At 69.1% G+C, this 17,851-nt stretch carries 21 protein-coding genes; 11 read left to right on the forward strand and 10 right to left on the reverse strand.

Annotated elements, in window-relative coordinates:
* Positions 1 to 28: 28 nt before the first annotated feature.
* Complete coding sequence (locus ACODR1_RS13545) at positions 29 to 421, forward strand: hypothetical protein (RefSeq protein ID WP_488880910.1); 393 nt, start codon at positions 29 to 31, stop codon at positions 419 to 421.
* Here ACODR1_RS13545 and ACODR1_RS13550 read toward each other — a convergent pair.
* Both ACODR1_RS13550 and ACODR1_RS13555 read right to left on the reverse strand, forming a co-directional pair.
* Complete coding sequence (locus ACODR1_RS13550) at positions 383 to 769, reverse strand: RusA family crossover junction endodeoxyribonuclease (RefSeq protein WP_109099322.1); 387 nt, start codon at positions 767 to 769, stop codon at positions 383 to 385. The genes ACODR1_RS13545 and ACODR1_RS13550 overlap by 39 nt on opposite strands.
* A 62-nt stretch (positions 770 to 831) precedes the next feature.
* Complete coding sequence (locus ACODR1_RS13555; RefSeq protein ID WP_488880911.1) at positions 832 to 1,986, reverse strand: acyltransferase family protein; 1,155 nt, start codon at positions 1,984 to 1,986, stop codon at positions 832 to 834.
* Positions 1,987 to 2,122: 136 nt separating this feature from the next.
* On the opposite strand from ACODR1_RS13555, the gene fumC reads away from it, so the two are divergent.
* The 4 genes from fumC (at position 2,123) to ACODR1_RS13575 (ending at position 4,931) form a co-directional block, all read left to right on the forward strand.
* The gene (fumC, locus tag ACODR1_RS13560; RefSeq protein WP_488880912.1) at positions 2,123 to 3,514 is read left to right on the forward strand and encodes a class II fumarate hydratase; all 1,392 of its coding nucleotides are present in this window, start codon (positions 2,123 to 2,125) and stop codon (positions 3,512 to 3,514) included.
* Positions 3,515 to 3,615: 101 nt separating this feature from the next.
* The gene (locus tag ACODR1_RS13565) at positions 3,616 to 4,356 is read left to right on the forward strand and encodes an AAA family ATPase (protein ID WP_488880913.1); all 741 of its coding nucleotides are present in this window, start codon (positions 3,616 to 3,618) and stop codon (positions 4,354 to 4,356) included.
* Between the two features lie 13 nt (positions 4,357 to 4,369).
* Positions 4,370 to 4,621, forward strand: coding sequence for a type II toxin-antitoxin system CcdA family antitoxin (locus ACODR1_RS13570; protein ID WP_488880914.1), 252 nt, complete (start codon positions 4,370 to 4,372; stop codon positions 4,619 to 4,621).
* A 1-nt stretch (position 4,622) separates the two neighbouring features.
* Entirely contained in the window at positions 4,623 to 4,931 is a 309-nt protein-coding gene (locus ACODR1_RS13575) for a CcdB family protein (protein WP_488880915.1), read from the forward strand.
* Here the strand turns inward: ACODR1_RS13575 and ACODR1_RS13580 are convergent.
* The 3 genes from ACODR1_RS13580 to ACODR1_RS13590 form a co-directional block, all read right to left on the reverse strand.
* Positions 4,928 to 5,326, reverse strand: a complete 399-nt coding sequence (locus tag ACODR1_RS13580) for a YccF domain-containing protein (RefSeq protein ID WP_101717553.1) — start codon at positions 5,324 to 5,326, stop codon at positions 4,928 to 4,930. The two genes, ACODR1_RS13575 and ACODR1_RS13580, sit on opposite strands and share 4 nt — an antisense overlap.
* Positions 5,327 to 5,405: 79 nt before the next feature.
* Positions 5,406 to 5,930: a hypothetical protein gene (locus tag ACODR1_RS13585; RefSeq protein WP_488880916.1), complete on the reverse strand. Its 525-nt coding sequence runs from the start codon at positions 5,928 to 5,930 to the stop codon at positions 5,406 to 5,408.
* Positions 5,930 to 6,940 (reverse strand): polyprenyl synthetase family protein, encoded by a 1,011-nt coding sequence (locus ACODR1_RS13590; protein WP_165262279.1) that lies wholly within the window; start codon positions 6,938 to 6,940, stop codon positions 5,930 to 5,932. Before ACODR1_RS13590 ends, ACODR1_RS13585 begins: the two co-directional genes overlap by 1 nt.
* Positions 6,941 to 7,044: 104 nt before the next feature.
* On the opposite strand from ACODR1_RS13590, the gene ACODR1_RS13595 reads away from it, so the two are divergent.
* From ACODR1_RS13595 to ACODR1_RS13610, 4 genes are all read left to right on the forward strand, one after another.
* The gene (locus ACODR1_RS13595; protein ID WP_488880917.1) at positions 7,045 to 7,800 is read left to right on the forward strand and encodes a tRNA1(Val) (adenine(37)-N6)-methyltransferase; all 756 of its coding nucleotides are present in this window, start codon (positions 7,045 to 7,047) and stop codon (positions 7,798 to 7,800) included.
* 313 nt (positions 7,801 to 8,113) lie between these two features.
* Positions 8,114 to 8,944 carry a flagellin gene (locus ACODR1_RS13600; protein WP_488880918.1) on the forward strand — a complete coding sequence of 277 codons (831 nt, stop codon included), beginning with the start codon at positions 8,114 to 8,116 and terminating at the stop codon, positions 8,942 to 8,944.
* Between the two features lie 174 nt (positions 8,945 to 9,118).
* The gene (locus ACODR1_RS13605) at positions 9,119 to 9,517 is read left to right on the forward strand and encodes a VOC family protein (RefSeq protein ID WP_488880919.1); all 399 of its coding nucleotides are present in this window, start codon (positions 9,119 to 9,121) and stop codon (positions 9,515 to 9,517) included.
* Positions 9,518 to 9,521: 4 nt separating this feature from the next.
* Entirely contained in the window at positions 9,522 to 10,538 is a 1,017-nt protein-coding gene (locus ACODR1_RS13610; RefSeq protein WP_488880920.1) for a ThuA domain-containing protein, read from the forward strand.
* A gap of 133 nt (positions 10,539 to 10,671) precedes the next feature.
* Here the strand turns inward: ACODR1_RS13610 and ACODR1_RS13615 are convergent, their stop codons facing one another.
* The 5 genes from ACODR1_RS13615 to ACODR1_RS13635 all read right to left on the reverse strand — a co-directional run bounded on the left by ACODR1_RS13615 (position 10,672) and on the right by ACODR1_RS13635 (position 15,988).
* A complete protein-coding gene (locus tag ACODR1_RS13615; protein WP_488880921.1) occupies positions 10,672 to 11,220 on the reverse strand; it encodes a DUF2239 family protein in 549 nt (182 codons plus the stop codon).
* Positions 11,217 to 11,555, reverse strand: coding sequence for a GIY-YIG nuclease family protein (locus ACODR1_RS13620; RefSeq protein ID WP_488880922.1), 339 nt, complete (start codon positions 11,553 to 11,555; stop codon positions 11,217 to 11,219). The genes ACODR1_RS13615 and ACODR1_RS13620 overlap by 4 nt, the downstream gene beginning before the upstream one ends.
* Positions 11,556 to 11,608: 53 nt before the next feature.
* Complete coding sequence (locus ACODR1_RS13625; RefSeq protein ID WP_488880923.1) at positions 11,609 to 13,060, reverse strand: NCS1 family nucleobase:cation symporter-1; 1,452 nt, start codon at positions 13,058 to 13,060, stop codon at positions 11,609 to 11,611.
* A gap of 140 nt (positions 13,061 to 13,200) precedes the next feature.
* Positions 13,201 to 13,383 carry a hypothetical protein gene (locus ACODR1_RS13630; protein ID WP_488880924.1) on the reverse strand — a complete coding sequence of 61 codons (183 nt, stop codon included), beginning with the start codon at positions 13,381 to 13,383 and terminating at the stop codon, positions 13,201 to 13,203.
* Positions 13,384 to 13,468: 85 nt separating this feature from the next.
* On the reverse strand, positions 13,469 to 15,988 hold the full coding sequence (locus tag ACODR1_RS13635; RefSeq protein WP_488880925.1) for a TonB-dependent receptor: 2,520 nt from the start codon (positions 15,986 to 15,988) through the stop codon (positions 13,469 to 13,471).
* A gap of 252 nt (positions 15,989 to 16,240) precedes the next feature.
* Here ACODR1_RS13635 and ACODR1_RS13640 point away from each other — a divergent pair, with 252 nt between their 5' ends.
* Together ACODR1_RS13640 and ACODR1_RS13645 are read left to right on the forward strand one after the other, a co-directional pair.
* Positions 16,241 to 16,804, forward strand: coding sequence for an RNA polymerase sigma factor (locus ACODR1_RS13640; protein ID WP_101717540.1), 564 nt, complete (start codon positions 16,241 to 16,243; stop codon positions 16,802 to 16,804).
* A complete protein-coding gene (locus tag ACODR1_RS13645) occupies positions 16,767 to 17,789 on the forward strand; it encodes a FecR family protein (protein WP_488880926.1) in 1,023 nt (340 codons plus the stop codon). Before ACODR1_RS13640 ends, ACODR1_RS13645 begins: the two co-directional genes overlap by 38 nt.
* Positions 17,790 to 17,851 lie beyond the last annotated feature (62 nt).

Below are 17,851 nucleotides of genomic sequence, written 5' to 3' on the forward strand. Positions count from 1 at the left end.
GTCGTAGCGGCGATGGGGGAGTTCGCGCGTGTCGAAACGGAACGTCTGTATCCTGGCCGGAGCCGGCCTCGGCGTCTGGCTAGCCGCGACGCTGTTCTACGGCGCCTTCGGCAGCGCGCTGATCGAGCAGGCCTTCTGGTTCTACGCCCTCAATGCTTTCCTGGTCGCGACGCTGGGCGCCTTCGCCTTCCAGGCCGTGGCGCGCCTGCTGCGCATCCCGCGCGCAAGACGTTTGTACCCCGCGATGGCCTTCGCCCTGCCCGGCGTCGCGGCGGCGAACCTGATCCTGCTGGGCCTCGTGCCCCTGGCGCCCGGCGCCGAACCGTCGAGTCTCGGGCGCTACCTGGCCTTCCTGATCGTGCTCTACATCTCGGTCGGTGCGTCAGTCTTCGAGCGTGCCCCGCAGAAAGCGCGACTCTAGCTTTCGCACCACGATCACGATGCGCTCGCGCTCGCCCGGACGCCGCTCGACCAGCAGCCGGGCGACCTGGGCGTCGTCGTGGAAGGCGTAGCCCTTGATGGCGTCGAGCAGGGCCTTGGCCAGGTTGTCGAGGTCCAGCCACGGCGGTTCGCCGACGAACTCCATGCCGATCTCGACCGAGAACTCGCCCCAGGCCGGCCGCGAGCCGCGCCAGCTCTTGCGGAAGAACTCGTAGATCAGCGGCTTGTAGTATTTGGCCTGGGTGGTCAGGCCGTCGACCACGATGGTCAGCTCGCCCCCGGCCTCGCGGGCGCGGACCTTGCCGTGATGCGTCCAGTCGTCGTTCAAGCGCGAGGCCTCCGGGCCCGCCAGCGTGGCGAGCGTCGGAGCGCTGTCTACGCGCCCCGACGCTAGAGGCGCAAATGGATCCCGCGCCGATGCAGCGGGATCAGGATCGCCAGGATGAAAGCCAGCACCGCCAGGGCGCAGGCAAGGGACGCGGCCTTGGGGTCGGGGATCACGCGCAGGGCCAGGTCGTAGGTCAGCCCCTGGGCCGACCGGCCGCCCGGCAGCAGCGGCATAGAGCCGAAAATCCCCAGCAGTTGCGACAGGATGAAGGCCAGGATGGCGTTGCCGCCGAAGATGGTCAGCGGCGCGGCCAGCTTCAGCGCCGGCTTCAGCCCCGCCAGCAGGTCGAGCACGAAGAGGGCCGCCATCGACAGGCCGCTGCTGAGCAGAGAGAAGCTGGGCGTCCAGATCGACTTGTTGATCGGCATGACCCCGTCCAACAGCAGGCCGCCGGCGATCAGCGCGGCCGACAGCAGGGCCAGGGCGATGCGGCTGGCTCCGCCTCGAGCCAGCAAGGCCGCGGCGATGGCGCCGATCAGCACGTTGACGGCGGCCGGCAAGGTCGAGAGCAGGCCTTCGGGATCGTAGGTGACGCCCACGCCGGGCGTCGTGCCGTGCTTCCACAGGTGGGGAATGGTGATCACCGCCCGGTCGATGAAGGCCGGCAGCGAGCCGTGCGGGTCGAGGCGCCCAGCGCCGAAGCCCGGGACCGGCGCGAAGGCCAGCAGCGCCCAATAGATCGCCAGCAGCGTGAAGGCGGCCACGGTGACGGTGACGAAGCTGAACTTCAGACGGCTGCCGGCGCGCGGCGCGGCCAGCACGCAGATCGCCACGCCCAGCGCGTAACAGAGGCCGATGCGCTGCAGGATGCCCGGCAGGCGGAGATGGGCGAAGTCGAACTTCGGCAGCGCGTTGAGCAGCAGTCCGAGCAGGATCAGCATCGCCGTGCGGCGCGCGACCTTGAACCAGAAACCGGCCGAGGTCCGATCGCCGGGCGTCAGGCGCGGGACCGACAGGCCGATGGCCATGCCGACGCAGAACAGGAAGGTCGGGAAGACAAGATCGGCCGGCGTCCAGCCGTGCCAGGGCGCATGGGTCAGCGGCGCATAGACCTGGCTCCATGATCCGGGACTGACCACGATGATCATCCCGGCCACCGCCAGACCGCGCAGAAGATCCAGCGCGACGATCCGACCGCCGCCCTTGCCCGACGCCATGTACGCTTCCCCCGAACACTTTTTCTGGGCGCGGAGGGTTCGCATGCTCGCGCCTGGTGTCAACCGGCGTCGGGAGCGTTGCCCTGGCGGCCCTCAGGGTCTAGACCCCCCGTCGACCGTTTTCCGGGAGACCCGCATGACCGCCACGCGCACCGAGACCGACACCTTCGGCCCCATCGAAGTCGCCGCCGACCGCTATTGGGGCGCGCAAGCCCAGCGCAGCCTCGGCAACTTCAAGATCGGCTGGGAAAAGCAGCCGCTGCCGGTCGTCCGGGCCCTGGGCATCGTCAAGCGCGCCGCCGCCGAGACCAACCACAAGCTCGGCAAGCTGGACGCAGGCCTAAAGGACGCCATCGTCCAGGCCGCCAACGAAGTGATCGAAGGCAAGCTCAACGACCACTTCCCGCTGGTCGTCTGGCAGACCGGTTCGGGCACCCAGTCGAACATGAACGCCAACGAGGTGATCTCGAACCGCGCGATCGAGATCCTGGACGGCGAGATGGGCACGAAGAAGCCCGTCCACCCGAACGACCACGTCAACATGAGCCAGTCGTCGAACGACACCTATCCGACGGCGATGCACGTGGCCTGCGCCGAGCAGATCGTCTCGGACCTGCTGCCGGCCCTCAAGCACCTGCACGCCTCGCTTAAGGCCAAGTCCGACGCCTGGGCCGACATCATCAAGATCGGCCGCACCCACACCCAGGACGCCACCCCGCTGACGCTGGGCCAGGAGTTCGGCGGCTACGCCCAGCAGGTCGAGAACGGCATCGAGCGCATCGAGAGCACCCTGCCCAAGCTGATGCAGCTGGCTCAGGGCGGCACCGCCGTCGGCACCGGCCTGAACGCCCCGATCGGCTTCGCCGAAGGCGTGGCCGAAGCCATCGCCGCCATCACCGGCCTGCCCTTCACCACGGCGCCGAACAAGTTCGAGGCCCTGGCGGCCCACGACGCCATGGTGTTCAGCCACGGCGCGATCAACACGGTCGCCGCCTCGCTGTTCAAGATCGCCAACGATATCCGCTTCCTGGGTTCGGGCCCGCGCGCGGGTCTCGGCGAACTGGCCCTGCCGGAGAACGAGCCGGGCTCGTCGATCATGCCGGGCAAGGTCAACCCGACCCAGTGTGAAGCTCTGACCCAGGTCTGTGTGCAGGTGTTCGGCAACCACGCCGCCCTGACCTTCGCCGGCAGCCAAGGCCACTTCGAACTGAACGTCTTCAACCCCGTGATGGCCTACAACTTCCTGCAGTCGGTGCGTCTGCTGGCCGACGCGGCGATCAGCTTTACGGACAACTGCGTGGTCGGCATCGAGCCGCGCATCGACAACATCCAGAAGGGCGTCGAGAACTCGCTGATGCTGGTCACGGCCCTGAACGGCCGCCTGGGCTACGACATCTGCGCCAAGATCGCCAAGACCGCGCACAAGAACGGCACCACTCTGCGCGAGGAAGCCGTCGGCGGCGGATACCTGACGAACGAAGAGTTCGACCAGTACGTCCGCCCGGAAAAGATGGTCTCGCCGGGCTGAGGCCCGCCCGACTGAACGACTGACAGGACGGGGCGGCGCATTGGCGACCGCCCCGTTTTCGTATCCCGATCGCGGCGAACCGATGCTATGCGAAAGACCGCATGACCGGTCTTGTCCGCCCCTACTGGATAGAAGCCCGCCTCGAGCGACGCGAGAGCTGGGACGCAGCCGCCTACCCGTTCAACCTGCCCGTGGTTCGCGGCCTGGACACCCTGGCCTTCCATCCGCGCGTGACCTTCCTGGTCGGCGAAAACGGCTCGGGCAAGTCGACCCTGATCGAGGCCCTGGCCGTGGCCTGGGGCTTCAACGCCGAAGGCGGGTCGACCGGCGTCAACTTCTCCACCCGCGCTTCGCACTCGCCGCTCAGCCAGCACATCCGCAAGGTCCGAGGGCATCTGCGGCCCATCGACGGCTACTTCCTACGGGCCGAGAGCTTTTTCAACGTGGCCAGCTACATCGAGGAAGTCGGCGTCTCGGGCTACGGCCAGGTTCCGCTGCACGAGCAGTCGCACGGCGAGGCGTTCTTCGCCCTGTTCGACAACCGCTTCCGCGGCGACGGCCTCTACATTCTCGACGAGCCGGAAGCGGCCCTATCGCCGCAGCGGCAACTGTCATTCCTGGCAAGGCTGCACGAACTGGTGCAGGCTCGGTCGCAGTTCATCATCGCCACTCACTCGCCGATCCTGTTGGGCTATCCCGACGCCTGGATCTATCAGGCCTCCGAGCGCGGCCTGGAGCGGGTGGACTACGAGGACACCGAGCACTTCCAGGTGACCCGCAACTTCCTCAACCGCCGCCAGACCTTCCTGGACGTGCTGCTGTCGGACGACGAGGAAGCGTGATAGCCTTTCTCCCATGGGCAAGCCCGAACTCGACATCGCGCCTGAAGCAATCGACCCAGAACTGCTGACGCAGGCTCAGCGGCTGGGGATTTCGGTCGCCGGCATGAGCGAGACGCAGCTGAGGCTGCACCTGCAGAAGGTCGATCCCGCCGGCGCCGAGGAACGCGCCAGGCGCTGGGCGGAAGAGAACGCCGAGGCGATCACAGACCACAACGCGCGGGTGGCCCGGCGCGGGCTCATCTCGGACCACTTCCGAAAGTGGTAGCTTGAGGCAGTTCGACGCCTACCGAAATCCATCTCATGCCGCGCGCAGCGTCGCGCCGTTTTTCGTCATTCTGTCGTCCCATCACCTACGCGGTCTGGCCGAAGTCATTGTCGCCCCCGCCGTCAACGACGCCAGACGTCTGGTTTCGGATTTGGAAATCCCCGTCGAGATCGATGGCGATGCGCTGACCCTCGTGGTGAGCGAACTCTTCAGTGTCAGCGCGATGGAACTTCGCCAGCACGTCGCTTCCCTCGCCGCGCACGAGGACGCCATCCGCCGCGCCCTCGACCGGCTGTTCACCGGCTTCTAGCGGCGCACCACCGTGCGGCCGATCGGGGCCAGGGCGATGTAGGCCAGTTGCAGGTCCTTGATGGCGAACGGGATGCCGATGATGCTGATGGCCTCGGCCACGGCGATCAGCAGGTGGCTGAGTGCGATGTACCAGCCGCCCAGCACGAACCAGATCAGGTTCAGCAGGAAGCCCAGCGGACCGGTGCCGATGTCGCTGCGCCCGGTGACGATCTCGCGGCTGACGATCTCCTTGCCGAACGGCCAGAAGGCGAAACCGGCGATGCGCCAGGCCGCGCCGGCATAGGGCAGGCCGACGATGGTGATGGCCAGCAGCAGGCCGCCCAGCAGCCACAGCAGGCCCGACAGCCAGCCGCCGAGGAAGAACCAGAGCAGGTTGAGGATGAAGCGGATCATCGCGGTCCTTTCGTCTGCGCCAAGACTTGGGATCTCGCCGGCCCGTTGTCGAGCTTGACGGCGCGACCTTACGGCGAATTCACCGCAGCAGTTGCCAGCGCCTGGCCCAGCGGCCCTTGCCGAACCGTGACAGGGCCAGGAGGTAGAGGCCGGCATAGACGACGACGCCCAGGCCGATCAGCGCCCAACTCCAGGGGCCTGGCGCATGCCAGGCCGGCGCCGTGGTCAGCCAGTCGTGCGGCGGCGAGGTCAGCTCCAGCCAGAGGCCGCCGACCCAGGCGATGGAGAACAGGGCCACGGCCGGATAGCGCAGGATCGGGCTCTTCTGCACCAGCAGCAGGAACTGGACGAAGATCGCGCCAAAGGCTGCGGCGAAGCCGGCCAGCCAGGGCTGCCAGGTTCCCGGCGCCGCGCGCGCCGCGCCGAAGCCCGCCAGCAGCGGGGCCCACAGCAGCGGACCGAAGAAGAGAAGAATGAGGGCCAGGCCGACGAGGACCCCTACCCCGCCGCCGATCACCTTGCCGGCCGCCTCACCGGCGGCGTGCGCGCCGTGATGGCGATCAACGCCGTGGGGATCGCCGGACGGGTTGTAGCCCTTCGCCATCAGGCCCGGCGGCTGACCGCGAAGTCGGCGAGGCTTTCGAGGCTTTCGCGCCAGTCATTGGCCGGGAAGACCGCCAGGGCGGCCTTGGCCTTGTCGGCGTACTCGGCGGCGAGGTCGAGGGTGGCGTCAAGGGCGCCGGTGCCGATGATCAGCTCGCGAGCGCGGCGGAAATCGGCTTCGGTCTGTTCGCGACGGCCGATGGCGCGCTCCCAGAACTCGGCCTCGCGCGGACCCGAGCGGGCGATGGCCAGCAGCAGCGGCAAGGTGGCCTTGCCTTCGCGGAAGTCGTCGCCGGCGTTCTTGCCCAGCGTCTCGGTCGCGCCGCCGTAGTCGAGGGCGTCGTCGGCCAGCTGGAAGGCCAGACCCAGGCTCATGCCATAGTCGCGCAGGGCCTTGGACTTCTCGGCGTCGACACCGGCCGACACCGCGCCGGCCTCGGCGGCGGCGGCGAACAGTTCGGCGGTCTTGGCCGCGATGATCTCGAGATAGACCGCCTGCGACAGGTTGAGGTCGTGGCTGCGCATCAGCTGCAGCACCTCGCCCTCGGCGATGACGCGGCTGGCCTGGGCCAGGATCTGCAGGGCGCGCATCGAGTCGGTCTCGACCATCAGCTCGAAGGCGCGGGCGAACAGGAAGTCGCCGACCAGCACGCTTTGGGCCGCGCCCCAGATCAGGTGCGCGGCGACCTTGCCGCGGCGCAGCTGGCTGCCGTCGACCACGTCGTCGTGCAGCAGGGTGGCGGTATGGATGAACTCGACGGCGGCGGCCAGCTTCAGGCAGTGGTCGTTATCCGACCCGGCCAGGCGCGCGGCGGCCACGGTCAGCAGCGGGCGCAGGCGCTTGCCGCCGGCGGCGATCAGATGCTCGGCCAGGGCCGGGATCACCGGGACGTCGCTTTGCATGCGATCGGTGATCAGGCGGTCCACGCCGCCCATGTCGGCGGCGGCCAGGCGCACGAGACGATCCACCGATCCCGGCTGACGGGCGAGGGTCGCTGCAGCTGCGTCCAAGACCATATACTCCTCAGGCGACGCCGCTCGTAGCGCCATGGGCGTTGCGAGCGACAATGGTGGCGGGATAGGTCAGGGTCAAGGCGAGCACAAGGCCCGAAACGTTGTCCGACCCCTCCTCTGTTCCCTCCGTCACCGAAGACCGCGTCCTCGACGGACGCGTCAAGCTTCGCCAATCGGCCGCTGGATACCGGGCGGGGCTGGATGCGGCTCTGCTGGCGGCCGCCTGCGACGTTGGCGACGGAGAACGCGTGATCGAGGCCGGATGCGGCGTCGGCGCGGCCTTGCTGGCCGCCGCGACCCGTCGCCCATCCGTGCGATTCGTCGGACTGGAGCGCGATTCCGCCGCCGCCGCCCTGGCGCGGGAGAACGCCGCGCTGAACCAGCTGGCCGATCGCGTCGAAGTCGTCGAGGGCGACGTCGCGGCCGGCTTCCGGGCCCTCGGCCTGCCCGTCTTCGACGCGATGATGAGCAATCCTCCGTTCTTCGACGATCCGAAGGCCCTGCGCGCCCCGGCCCCGGAGAAGACCGGCGCCTGGATGGCCGATGCGGGCCTTTCGGCCTGGGCCGCCTTTGCGCTGAAAGCCGTGCGCGAGCGCGGGACCATCACCCTGATCCACCGCGCCGACCGCTTGGCCGACATTCTCGCCCTTCTGGCTCCCAAGGCCGGTTCGTTTCGCATCCGCCCGATCCAGCCCTTCGCCGACGCCCCGGCCAAGCGCGTGCTGGTGCGGGCGGTGAAGACCGGGAAGGCGCCGCTGGTGCTGCTGCCGGCCCTGGTGATGCACGCGCGCGGCGGGGGGAAACATTCGGTGCAAGCCGAAGCGATCCTGCGTGGGGAAGCGGCGCTGGAGTGGTGAGGTAGACGCGGCCTTTCCTTGAAGACGCTCCCCCTGAAGGGGGAGCTGTCGGCGAAGCCGACTGAGGGGGAAGGGATTGCTCACGCTGGGGATGTGCTGACCTCATCAGACACTTCCCCCTCCGGCCCTCCGGGCCACCTCCCCCTTCAGGGGGAGGATCTTGAGCAGGCCGGCCTCTCCTTATGGGAGAGCGGCCCGACCCCAGCGATTTTTACGCGTCCCCTAACGTTCTGCTAACGCAACGCGTGCATAGCTGAGCCTCGGGCGCAAAACGCGCCCTTGGCCAGAAGGCCGCGCCGGGAACAACGGGTCGATGCCGCAGAACAGCATCAACACGAACGTCGGGGCGATGATCGCCCTGCAGTCGCTGAACACGATCAATCGTGATCTGGCGACGACGCTGCGCCGTATCGCCACCGGCCTGAAGATCTCTTCCCCCAAGGACAATCCCGCCGTCTGGGCCACCGCCAAGATGCAGGCCTCCGAGGCCAAGTCTCTGGACGCCGTGCGCGCCTCGCTGCAGCGCGGCCAGTCGACGGCGGACGTGGCCCTGGCGGCCGGCGACACGGTCACCGACCTGCTCGACCAGATGAAGCAGAAGATGCTGGCCGCGTCGGACCCCAGCCTGACCACCGCCAGCCGCAAGCTGCTGAACGACGACTACGTCTCGCTGCGCAAGCAGATCGACCGCGCGGTCGAGAACGCCAGCTTCAACGGCGTGAACCTGATCTCGGCAGGCAATACCGGCAATATCCGCGCCCTGGCCAACGCCAAGGCCGACCAGACCATCGACGTCGACCACGTGGACCTGTCGACCGGCGGCGCGGCCCTGGCGGGCATGCGCGCCGACCTGCTGACCGCGCCATCCTCGACCGACATCAAGGCGATGGACACGGCCATGCAGAACGTGACCTCGGCCCTGTCGCGGCTGGGCACCCAGGCCAGCGGCCTGGATATGCACCTGACCTTCATAGACAAGCTGCAGGACACGCTGGAGGCCTCGGTCGGCCGCCTGATCGACGCCGACATGGCCCAGGAGGCGACCCGCCTGCAGGCCCTGCAGATCAAGCAACAGCTGGCCATCAAGTCGCTGTCGATCGCCAACGCCGCGCCGAGCTACATCCTCAAGCTGTTCGGCGGCTGAGGGTCTACCTCCAACACCGTAAAATCCCCGCGAAAGCGGGGACCCAGGTGTTTTATCGTCGAGCGCCGTCGGTTTCAGAAAAAGCCTGGGTCCCCGCTTTCGCGGGGATTTTACGGATGGGAGATTAGCCGCAAAGATCCAGCGACCTATCCCCCTCCCCCAGCGTGAGTCGCCATGGCCCAGCACCTCGCCCTTCTGTCCCTGCTCGTGCGCGACTATGACGAGGCCCTCGCCTTCTATGTCGGCAAGATGGGCTTTGACCTGGTGGAGGACAGCGAACTGGGCGCGGGCAAGCGCTGGGTGGTGGTCTCGCCGGGACCGGGCGGCTCGCGGTTCCTGCTGGCCAAGGCGGCCGACGAGCGCCAGGCTGCGATGATCGGCGGCCAGGGCGGCGGCCGGGTCTGGCTGTTCCTGCACACCGACGACTTCAATGGCGATCACGCACGGCTCAGCGCGGCCGGCGTGACGTTCCTCGAGGAACCGCGGCACGAAGCCTATGGCAGCGTGGCGGTGTTCGAGGACCTCTACGGCAACCGCTGGGACCTGCTGCAACCGCGCAGCGGCAAGGCCTGAGCCCATGCGCGCCCTGCTGGCCCTCGTCGCGATCGTCTTCTCCGTGGCGGCGGGCGCGGCAGGCGCCGCAGAGACGCCGATCCGCGTGCTCTATCTCGACCAGTCGGCCGGCTGGCGCCATCGCCCGGTGACGCGGCCCGCCGAAGGCCTCGCGCCTTCGGAGACGGCGATGATCGCCATCGGCAAGGCCAGCGGCGCCTTCGAGGCGCAGGTGACGCAGGACGCCCGCGAAATCACCCCGGAACGACTGAAGGACGTCGACGTGCTGGTGTTCTACACCACCGGCGCCCTGCCCATCTCGCCGCAGGCCTGGGCGGCCGTGCAGCAGCGGTTCGCGACCGGCAAGCTGGGCTTCGTGGGCCTGCACAGCGCCGCCGACACCGCCTGGAACTACAAGGGGCCGGGCCTCGACTACACGACCTTCGTAGGCGGCCAGTTCGCCGGCCATCCGTGGACCGAGGACCAGAAGGTTCGGGTCAAGGCGGTCGACAACCATCCCCTGGCTACGCCGTGGGGCCGCAGCGTCGACCTGATGGAAGAGATCTATCAGTATAAGCGCTTCGACCCGGCCGCCGTGCGGGTGATCCAGAGCCTGGACTACGCAGGCACGCCGCTGAAGCGGCCCTACGCCGTGCCCGTCAGCTGGGTGCGGACGGTGGGGAACGGCCGGCTGTTCTTCACCAACCTCGGCCACAACGAAGCGACCTGGGCCGATCCGCGCTTCGCCGAGCAGATCGTGCGGGCGGTGCGCTGGACGGCGTGGCGGGCGCGGGGCGATGCGACGCCCAACCCGCGTGAGCAGGCCCTCGACCAGGTGCGGGCGCTGCTGACCTATGCCGGCGAGGGCAACGTCGAGGCGCGGCTGGCCCGGATGAAGGACGAAGCCTGGCTGCTGGCCGTCGCGGGCCGGATCGCGGCGCTGCGCGAGGTCTATCCGGGCAAGCCGGAGGCGGATCGGACGAGGTTCGAGGCGGCGTACGCGCCGCTGCTGGCCGAGGTCAGGGCGCGGACGGTTCGCTAGGAACCTCCCCCTCTGGGGGAGGCGATCGCGCAGCGATCGGTGAGGGGAATTGGAGAGAAGACGGCCGGGCGCATCGAAAGCTGAAAACGCCCCCCTTCCGGCCCTCTGGGCCACCTCCCCTAGAGGGGGATCTTTAGAGCTTCATCTCCGCAAGCAGCCGCGCATGCGCCGCCACGTCCGCCGGCCATTGCGCCAGGCCGGCCTCGAAGCTTTCCCGATCGCCCGCATAGAGCGCCCGCATGGCGCTCTCGAAGCCCGGCGCATCGCCGGCGGCGGCGCTGGCGAAACGGTAGGCGGCGTCGCGGGCGCGGCGCTGACGGTCGGGGGCCTCGGCCTCGCGGCGGGCGGCCTCGACCAGCTTGCGCAGGGCCACCGACGCGCCGCCGGGCTGGCTCGCCAGCCAGTCCCAGTGACGGGGCAGCAGTGTCACCTCGCGAGCGACGACGCCGAGCTTGGGACGGCCGCGGCCGCGCGGGGTCTCCGGCGCCTCGACCGGCGCCAGGCGGGCGGCCAGGTCCTCCGGGCTTCCGCGCAGGTCGAAATCGACCTGTCGGCCATCGGGATCGAAAATAAGGATCGAGGCGTCAGGACGCTGGCCCACCACCGCCTGGGCGGCCAGGGCGACGGCCAGCTTGTCGCCGGCGGCGAGGCGGGCGCCGGATTCGAACAGGGCGTAGGTCATCGGACGAGGTCTACCGCGTTCAAGGCTTCGCACCAGCGCCTGCGACGGTCGGCCAGGCGCAGCGCCCTGCCCTTCGGCTCCAGGCCATCGTCGTCGATGGTTTCCAGCACCTCGAAGACGAAGCTGGCCTCGCCATGGGCGTTCCAGGCGCCTTGCAGCCGGGCGTTGGGATGCGATGCGAGCCTCAGACTGAACCAGACGCCGTTCTTGCGTGTGGCGACGTTCTGCGTCGCGCCGACGAAGGCCTGGCCGGTGCGCTGGCAGCGCACGGCGTAGACCCCGGGCTCGGGTTTTTCTTCCTTGTAGGCGCGCAGCAGCGCCTTGCGCGGGTTCATGGCCGCCTCCTTGCTGGCGACCTTTTTACCCGGACTAATTACAGGAGTCAATATTACCCGGGTATTTTACCGCGCATCAGCAGGCCGTACAGCGTTCCGGCCAGGACGGCGCCGACGAACCAGGCGTACTGGTAGATCGTGGTCCACGGCTGGCTGATCCCAGCGAAGGCGTGCGGGGCGGCGGCGTGCAGGAAACCCGGCAGGTTGGGCGCGACCCCGATGGCGAAGGCGATGAGGGCCGCCGGGTTCCAGCCCGCGCGATAGGTGTAGGCGCCCGCGCGGTCGTAGAGGGCGGGCACGTCCAGCGCCGTGCGACGCAGGATCCAGTAGTCGACGATCAGGATGCCTGCGATCGGCCCCAGCAAGGCGCCGTAGCCGGTCAGCCAGACGAAGATGTAGCCGGCAGTGCTCTCCAGCAGCTTCCAGGGCATGATCAGCACCCCGATCCCGGCCGTGATCCAGCCGCCGATGCGGTAGGTGATGCGCCGGGGCCAAAGGGCGGCGAAGTCGTAGGCTGGGCCCACCAGGTTGGCGGCGATGTTGCACGAGACGGTGTCGAGGCTGATGATTACCAGGCCCACCAGCACGGCGATCCCGCCGATGTCGCCCGACAGCGCCACCGGGTCCCAGATCGCCTTGCCGAAAATCAGCACCGTGGCCGAGGTGACGACCACGCTCATCGCCGCCAGCAGGGCCATGGGTCCGGGCAAGCCCAGCGCCTGGCCCAGGATCTGGTCCTTCTGGGTGCGGGCGAAACGGGTGAAGTCGGGGATGTTCAGCGCGAGCGTAGCCCAGTAGCCGGTCATGGCGGTGACCGCCGGTCCGAAGTCGGCCCAGAAGCGGCCGGCCTTGGGGCCGCCGGGATCATAGGCCGAAGGCTCGTGCAGGATGGGACCGAGGCCGCCGGCCTTGGACAGCGCCCACCACACCAGGGCCAGGCACACCACCACCTTGATCGGCGCGGTCCAGGTCTCGAGCTTGCGGACGGTCTCGAGCCCCTTGGTGACGAAGGCCAGCTGGATCAGCCAGAAGGCCAGGAAGGCCAGCAACTGGCCCACCCCGATACCCAGCAGCGGGATCGGCGGGCCGTCCAGCTTTGCCCCAACCATGACGCCGAGCAGGGTCAGGAGGGCGCCGCCGCCGATCCAGGTCTGGATGCCGTACCAGCCGCAGGCGACGATGGCCCGGGCCAGCGCCGGCAGCCGCGCGCCGCGCCAGCCGAACGAGGCTCTCGCCAGCACCGCATAGGGCACGCCGTGGCGGGCGCCGGCGTGGCCGATCAGCAGCATGGGCGCGAGCACGATCAGGTTGCCCAGCAGCACGGCCCAGACCGCCTGGCCGGCCGACATCCCCTGCTCCACCAGGCCCGCGGCCAGCATGTAGGCGGGCACAGCGATGACCATGCCCAGCCACAGGGCCGCGAAGTGGCGGGCGCGCCAAGTGCGCTGGGCCGCCGTGGTCGGCGCCAGGTCCTCGTTCCAGAGGTTCCCGCTTTCGTCGCTCATGCGCTCCCCCGAGCCTCGCACTCAAGGCGTGAGCATGCGCGGCGAGGCTCAGGCCGTCACCTCGGAAAACGCCGGTCGCGGAGGGTTTCTAGAACTTCCGTCCCGACGACGAACCGACGCCCACTTCGTCGGAAAATGCTCTAGAAGCTTGCGTAGGCGAAGGTCGCCAGGCCGGCGCCGAACAGCAGCACCAGGGCGACGATGCCGACGCGGTCCCATTGAATACAGGGGCCTGCGTGGCGCAGTTCTGAGCCTTCGGGCTTGTTGACGTCGCACTTTCTGAAGAACACGGGACGCACGGAAACACGCATGGCGTGGGCCATGGCTTAACCTCCCAGACGATCGAGCGCCTCTGTCGGGCGCGTGGCGGAAGGTTAACACGGCTCGCCCAAAAGGCGAAAAATTCGCTCAGTAAGCGAAGCGCAGGCTCAGCCCCACGCGACGCGGCTGGGGCGAGAACGACTGCGGCAGGCGGCCGGCGGTGATGAACAGCGGGGCGTCGGAGTCGAGCAGGTTCTCGACGAACACCCCGACCGAGCGCCGGCCGACCTCGATCGCCATGCGGCCGTCGATCAGGGTCACGCCGCCGAGATCCCGGCCGGAACCTGGACTGACGGACTCGAAGGTCGAGCGGGACTCGCCGACATAGGCGGCCGAGCCGTTGAGGATCAGGCTGGCGCCGCCGGCCAGTTCGCGACGGGTCTCGCCCCACAGGGTGAAGGCCGTGCGCGGCACGGCCGGCAGGTGGTCGCCCTCGCGGCCCAACCCCGCCATGGCGCCGGTGGTCTGGTCCTGGGTCAGCACCGCCTCGGTGGCGGCGAAGTTGAACCCGACCTTCGAAACGCCCCGGCTCCAGGTGGCGTCGAACTCGACGCCGTCGATCCGCGCCCGGCCCAGGTTGGTGACGAAGGCGAAGGCGCCGTTGTCGCTGGTCGCCGAATACTGCATGTCGCGCCAGTCGATGCTGTAGACGGCCAGGTTCGCCGACAACCGCCCCTCCAGCCAGCGCGACTTCAGCCCCAGTTCGCGGTTCCAAAGCGTGTCGGAGCCATAGCCCTGCAGGGCCGACGGCAGTCCCGGCGCGGTGTTGACGCCCCCAGGCCGGAAGCCCTGCGAGACCTGCATGTAGCCCATCAGGCGCGGGGTGAAGCGGCGCGAGGCCAGGCCCTTGACGCTCCAACCGTCCTCCTCGACGCGGTTGCGGAAGTTGCCGCCGGAGGTGTCGGAAATGACATTGACCACCAGCACCTCGCCGACGGTCTTCTTGTCGTAGGAGAAACGGCGTGCGCCGATGGTGATGTCGGAACGATCGTCGACGGCCAGGGTCGCCTCGCCATAGACCGCCACCTGGTCGAGCCGGGTATCGACGATGCGGCGGCCGGTGAAACCCGCCGTTTCCAACGGCAGGCCGGTCCTGGGGTCGGCGACCCGCACCTGGCTGTCGATGGTGTCTCGGCGTGTCTCGGAAAAGACGCCGACGGTCCATTGCAACGGACCGTCGCGGTCGGAGGTCAGCCGCGCCTCACGCACGTCGGCGGTCAGGTCGATGGGCTGGTACAGCAGGCCTGGCGTGCGGCTGTCGACGTAGGACGCATAGGCTCCCATCTGGCCGGCGTCGCAGGCGAGACTCGCCCCCAAGGCCAGCCAGCGGGCGCAGCCGGCGGCGCTGCCGCGCTCGGCCTGCAGGGTGCCAGTATAGTCGATCTGGCGGGTGTTGTTCCATTGGTAGTGGGCCAGCGAGACCGTGAAGCGCGCGCCCGGCAGACGGCTCTCCATCGACAGCGCCCCGAACCAGACCTCGCTGTCGAAGGGCGTGCGCACGAAGTTGCGCGAGACGTGCGAGGGCTCGCCCGGCGCGCCGGCCCCGGTGTCGTTCAGGCGCGAATCCTGGCCGGCCAGCAACAGGTCGAAGCGCATCGCCTCGCTGGGCCGCCAGACCCCCGCCAGCCGCCCGCCGACCGTGCGGCCGGCGTTGACGCCCTGCAGGCCCAGGCGGGCGTTGTCGGAGAAGGCGGCCTCGTCGCGGCGATAGGCGGTCAGGCGCACGGCCGCGCGATCGTCAGCGAAGGCTTTGTTGGCGACGGCGGTGACCGCGCCGCCGGCCCGGCCGCCCACGACCCCGCCCTCGACCTCCAGCCCCATCTGGTCGCGCGACGGGTCGGCGCGGTTGAAGGCCACTTTCATCGCCCCGCCCATGGCGCTGGAGCCGTAGAGCGTGCCCTGCGGCCCGCGCAGCACCTCCAGCCGATCAACGTCGACCAGCAGCAGATCGGGGAACGAGCCGCCCGGATCGGCGGTGGTGCCGCTGGGCCCCGAGACCGGGATGTCGTTGTAGTAGAGGGCCGTCGTCGCCTCGCCCGAGCCGTAGACGCCGCGCAGGGTCATGCGCATGCGGCCCACGCCCGTGCTGGTCAGGGTCAGGCCCGGCAGGCGCTGGGCGACGCGCTCGAAGGTGACGGCCCCCGTGGCCTTCAGCGCCTCGCCGCTGACCACCCGGATCGACAGCGGCGTGTTCTGCTCGGCGGTGGCGCGGCGCAGGGCGGTGACCATCACCGCGTCGACCTCGGCCGAGACCATGGGCGCGACGGGCAAGGCCGCTGGCGTCGGACGCTCGGGCGCGCCGCGCTCGATCAGCAGCCGTCCGCCATGGCGACGGGCGACCAGGCCCGAGCCGTCCAGAAGACGCTCCAGGGCCTCGTCCGCCTCCATTCGCCCCCGCACCCGAGGCGCACGCAGACCCGTGACCAGGGCCGGATTGAACAGGATCTCGATGTCGGTCTGGGCGGAGAAGGCGGTCAGGGCGCGAGCCATCGGCGTGCCGGCGGCGATGTCGACTCGGCGCGGCGCAGCCGCCGCGACCACGGGGGTCGCGAACGCGGCGAGCGCCAGCCAACCGGCGAGCGCGCAGCGGCGATGACGTGTGTGCAATACCCCCGGGGCTCCAGTACGCGGCAGCGCCCCTTCCTTCACTGCTGCGTTCGCCAAAGCCAGTCCCCTCGTCGCCGTTGACCGGCGATCCGGCCCCCTCGCCCGGGCCAGGGGGACCGTGCGGAAGACTCTGCCTGATAATCTGGCAGGCGGGGCGCCCCGACGGCAAGTGCGAGAGTGTGGGTTGACCGCGCCGTCACGCTGCTGACGAATGATCGCAACAAAAAAGACTCGTTGTGTCGGGGACGACGAATGGCGCTGGCGAATCTTGCCGCTGGAGCGCGCGGAAGCGAGGGCCTGGCCCATGCTTCCCTGCCCTACCAGCAGGCTCTGAAGGCTTTCTTCCGCCGAAGAGTGGAAGGCGGCGAGGTCGACGATCTCGTGCAGGAGGTGCTCCTCCGGCTGCACAACCGCCGTGACGGCGGCGAAGTGGCCAATCTGGGAAGCTTCATCTTCCAGACCGCAACGAACGTCCTGCTGGACCGCCGTCGCCGCGACACCGTCCGCAAACGGCAAGCCCATTGTGAGTTGGAGGAGGTTCACCACCCCCTCGACGAACTGTCGCCAGACCGTATCCTGCAAGCCAAGGAGCAGGCCGCCGTCGCCGCGGCCGCCCTCGGTGACCTTCCCTTAAGGACGCGCGCTGCATTCATGCTCGTCCGATTTGAAGGCATGAGTTACAAGGCGGCGGCCGCTCAACTGGGACTCTCAGTCAGCGCGGTCGAGAAACACGTCGCCAAGGCTCTCAAGCACCTGACGAGCCGTCTGCAGGAACACGATGCGCCACACCGTCCCAAACCTGGCTTCTTCCGGTGAACCGGACGCTGCGGAATGGGTCGCGCGCCTGCAGCATCGGCCGAACGACCTTGGCCTGCGGCGTGACTTCGATTCCTGGCTGAAGGCCGATCCGGCCAACAAGGACGCCTATGCCTCGGCCTCGGACGCCTGGAGCCGCCTGGGCGCCCTGACCGACGAACCCGAGATTGTCGCCGCCCGCGCCCGCCTGAAGGCCGACCTTGCCGCCGACCAGCGCCGCCGCGCCCGTCCGCAGGTGCGCTGGGCCGCGGCCGTCGCCGCGCTGGTGACCGCCGGCGGTTTCGGCACGGCCCTGTGGCTGGCCACCGCGCCCTCGGACCACGCCCCTGCCGTCGCCCCCGCGCAGACGGCTCAGGTCGTCTATCGCACCGGCGTCGGCGAGCAGAAGATCGTCACCCTGGCCGACGGCTCGATCGCCACCCTGTCGACCGACTCGGTTCTGCGCGTCACCGAATGGGGCGCCCGCCGCGCCCTGACGCTGGATCGCGGCGAGGCCTTCTTCCAGGTCGCCAAGAACCCGCAGCGCCCCTTCGTGGTCACCGCCGACGGCCGCACGGTCACCGCCCTGGGTACGGCCTTCAATGTGCGTATCGACCCGGGCAAGTGGTCGGTCAGCCTGCTGGAAGGCAAGATCCGCGTCGCCGATCCGGTCGCCCACAATAGCGTCGACCTTCTGCCCGGCTCGCGCCTGGAGCAGCAGGCGGGCTCGACCTGGGCCGTGGCCGCCGCCGACGTGGCCGCCCTGACCAGCTGGCGCGACGGCAGCGTCACCTTCGACAATCAGCCTCTGGCGCAGATCGTCGACGAGCTGAACCGCTATTCGGTGCGCAAGATCCGCATCGACTCGCCGCGCGTGGCCGCCACCCCGATGAGCGGCCGCTTCAAGACCGGCGACGTCTCCGGCTTCGTCGACGCGCTCAGCGCCTATGGCGCGGCCAAGGTGAAGACCGGCCAAGGCGGCGAGATCGTTCTGGTCGCGCCGTAGGATCGATCCCTCTCTCTTTGAGAGAGCGACTGTCTGGATGATCAAGCGGCGAGTAAGGCGCG

Source organism: Caulobacter sp. FG7, assembly GCF_057808875.1.

What these genes read in the sequence shown, in the direction of transcription:
- ACODR1_RS13555 (WP_488880911.1), bottom strand. Translation starts at nt 1,986, where the DNA reads ATGGCGTCGGGCAAGGGCGGCGGTCGGATCGTCGCGCTGGATCTTCTG.
- fumC (WP_488880912.1), top strand. Translation starts at nt 2,123, where the DNA reads ATGACCGCCACGCGCACCGAGACCGACACCTTCGGCCCCATCGAAGTC.
- ACODR1_RS13565 (WP_488880913.1), top strand. Translation starts at nt 3,616, where the DNA reads ATGACCGGTCTTGTCCGCCCCTACTGGATAGAAGCCCGCCTCGAGCGA.
- ACODR1_RS13570 (WP_488880914.1), top strand. Translation starts at nt 4,370, where the DNA reads ATGGGCAAGCCCGAACTCGACATCGCGCCTGAAGCAATCGACCCAGAA.
- ACODR1_RS13580 (WP_101717553.1), bottom strand. Translation starts at nt 5,326, where the DNA reads ATGATCCGCTTCATCCTCAACCTGCTCTGGTTCTTCCTCGGCGGCTGG.
- ACODR1_RS13585 (WP_488880916.1), bottom strand. Translation starts at nt 5,930, where the DNA reads ATGGCGAAGGGCTACAACCCGTCCGGCGATCCCCACGGCGTTGATCGC.
- ACODR1_RS13600 (WP_488880918.1), top strand. Translation starts at nt 8,114, where the DNA reads ATGCCGCAGAACAGCATCAACACGAACGTCGGGGCGATGATCGCCCTG.
- ACODR1_RS13605 (WP_488880919.1), top strand. Translation starts at nt 9,119, where the DNA reads ATGGCCCAGCACCTCGCCCTTCTGTCCCTGCTCGTGCGCGACTATGAC.
- ACODR1_RS13610 (WP_488880920.1), top strand. Translation starts at nt 9,522, where the DNA reads ATGCGCGCCCTGCTGGCCCTCGTCGCGATCGTCTTCTCCGTGGCGGCG.
- ACODR1_RS13615 (WP_488880921.1), bottom strand. Translation starts at nt 11,220, where the DNA reads ATGACCTACGCCCTGTTCGAATCCGGCGCCCGCCTCGCCGCCGGCGAC.
- ACODR1_RS13620 (WP_488880922.1), bottom strand. Translation starts at nt 11,555, where the DNA reads ATGAACCCGCGCAAGGCGCTGCTGCGCGCCTACAAGGAAGAAAAACCC.
- ACODR1_RS13625 (WP_488880923.1), bottom strand. Translation starts at nt 13,060, where the DNA reads ATGAGCGACGAAAGCGGGAACCTCTGGAACGAGGACCTGGCGCCGACC.
- ACODR1_RS13630 (WP_488880924.1), bottom strand. Translation starts at nt 13,383, where the DNA reads ATGGCCCACGCCATGCGTGTTTCCGTGCGTCCCGTGTTCTTCAGAAAG.
- ACODR1_RS13640 (WP_101717540.1), top strand. Translation starts at nt 16,241, where the DNA reads ATGGCGCTGGCGAATCTTGCCGCTGGAGCGCGCGGAAGCGAGGGCCTG.
- ACODR1_RS13645 (WP_488880926.1), top strand. Translation starts at nt 16,767, where the DNA reads ATGCGCCACACCGTCCCAAACCTGGCTTCTTCCGGTGAACCGGACGCT.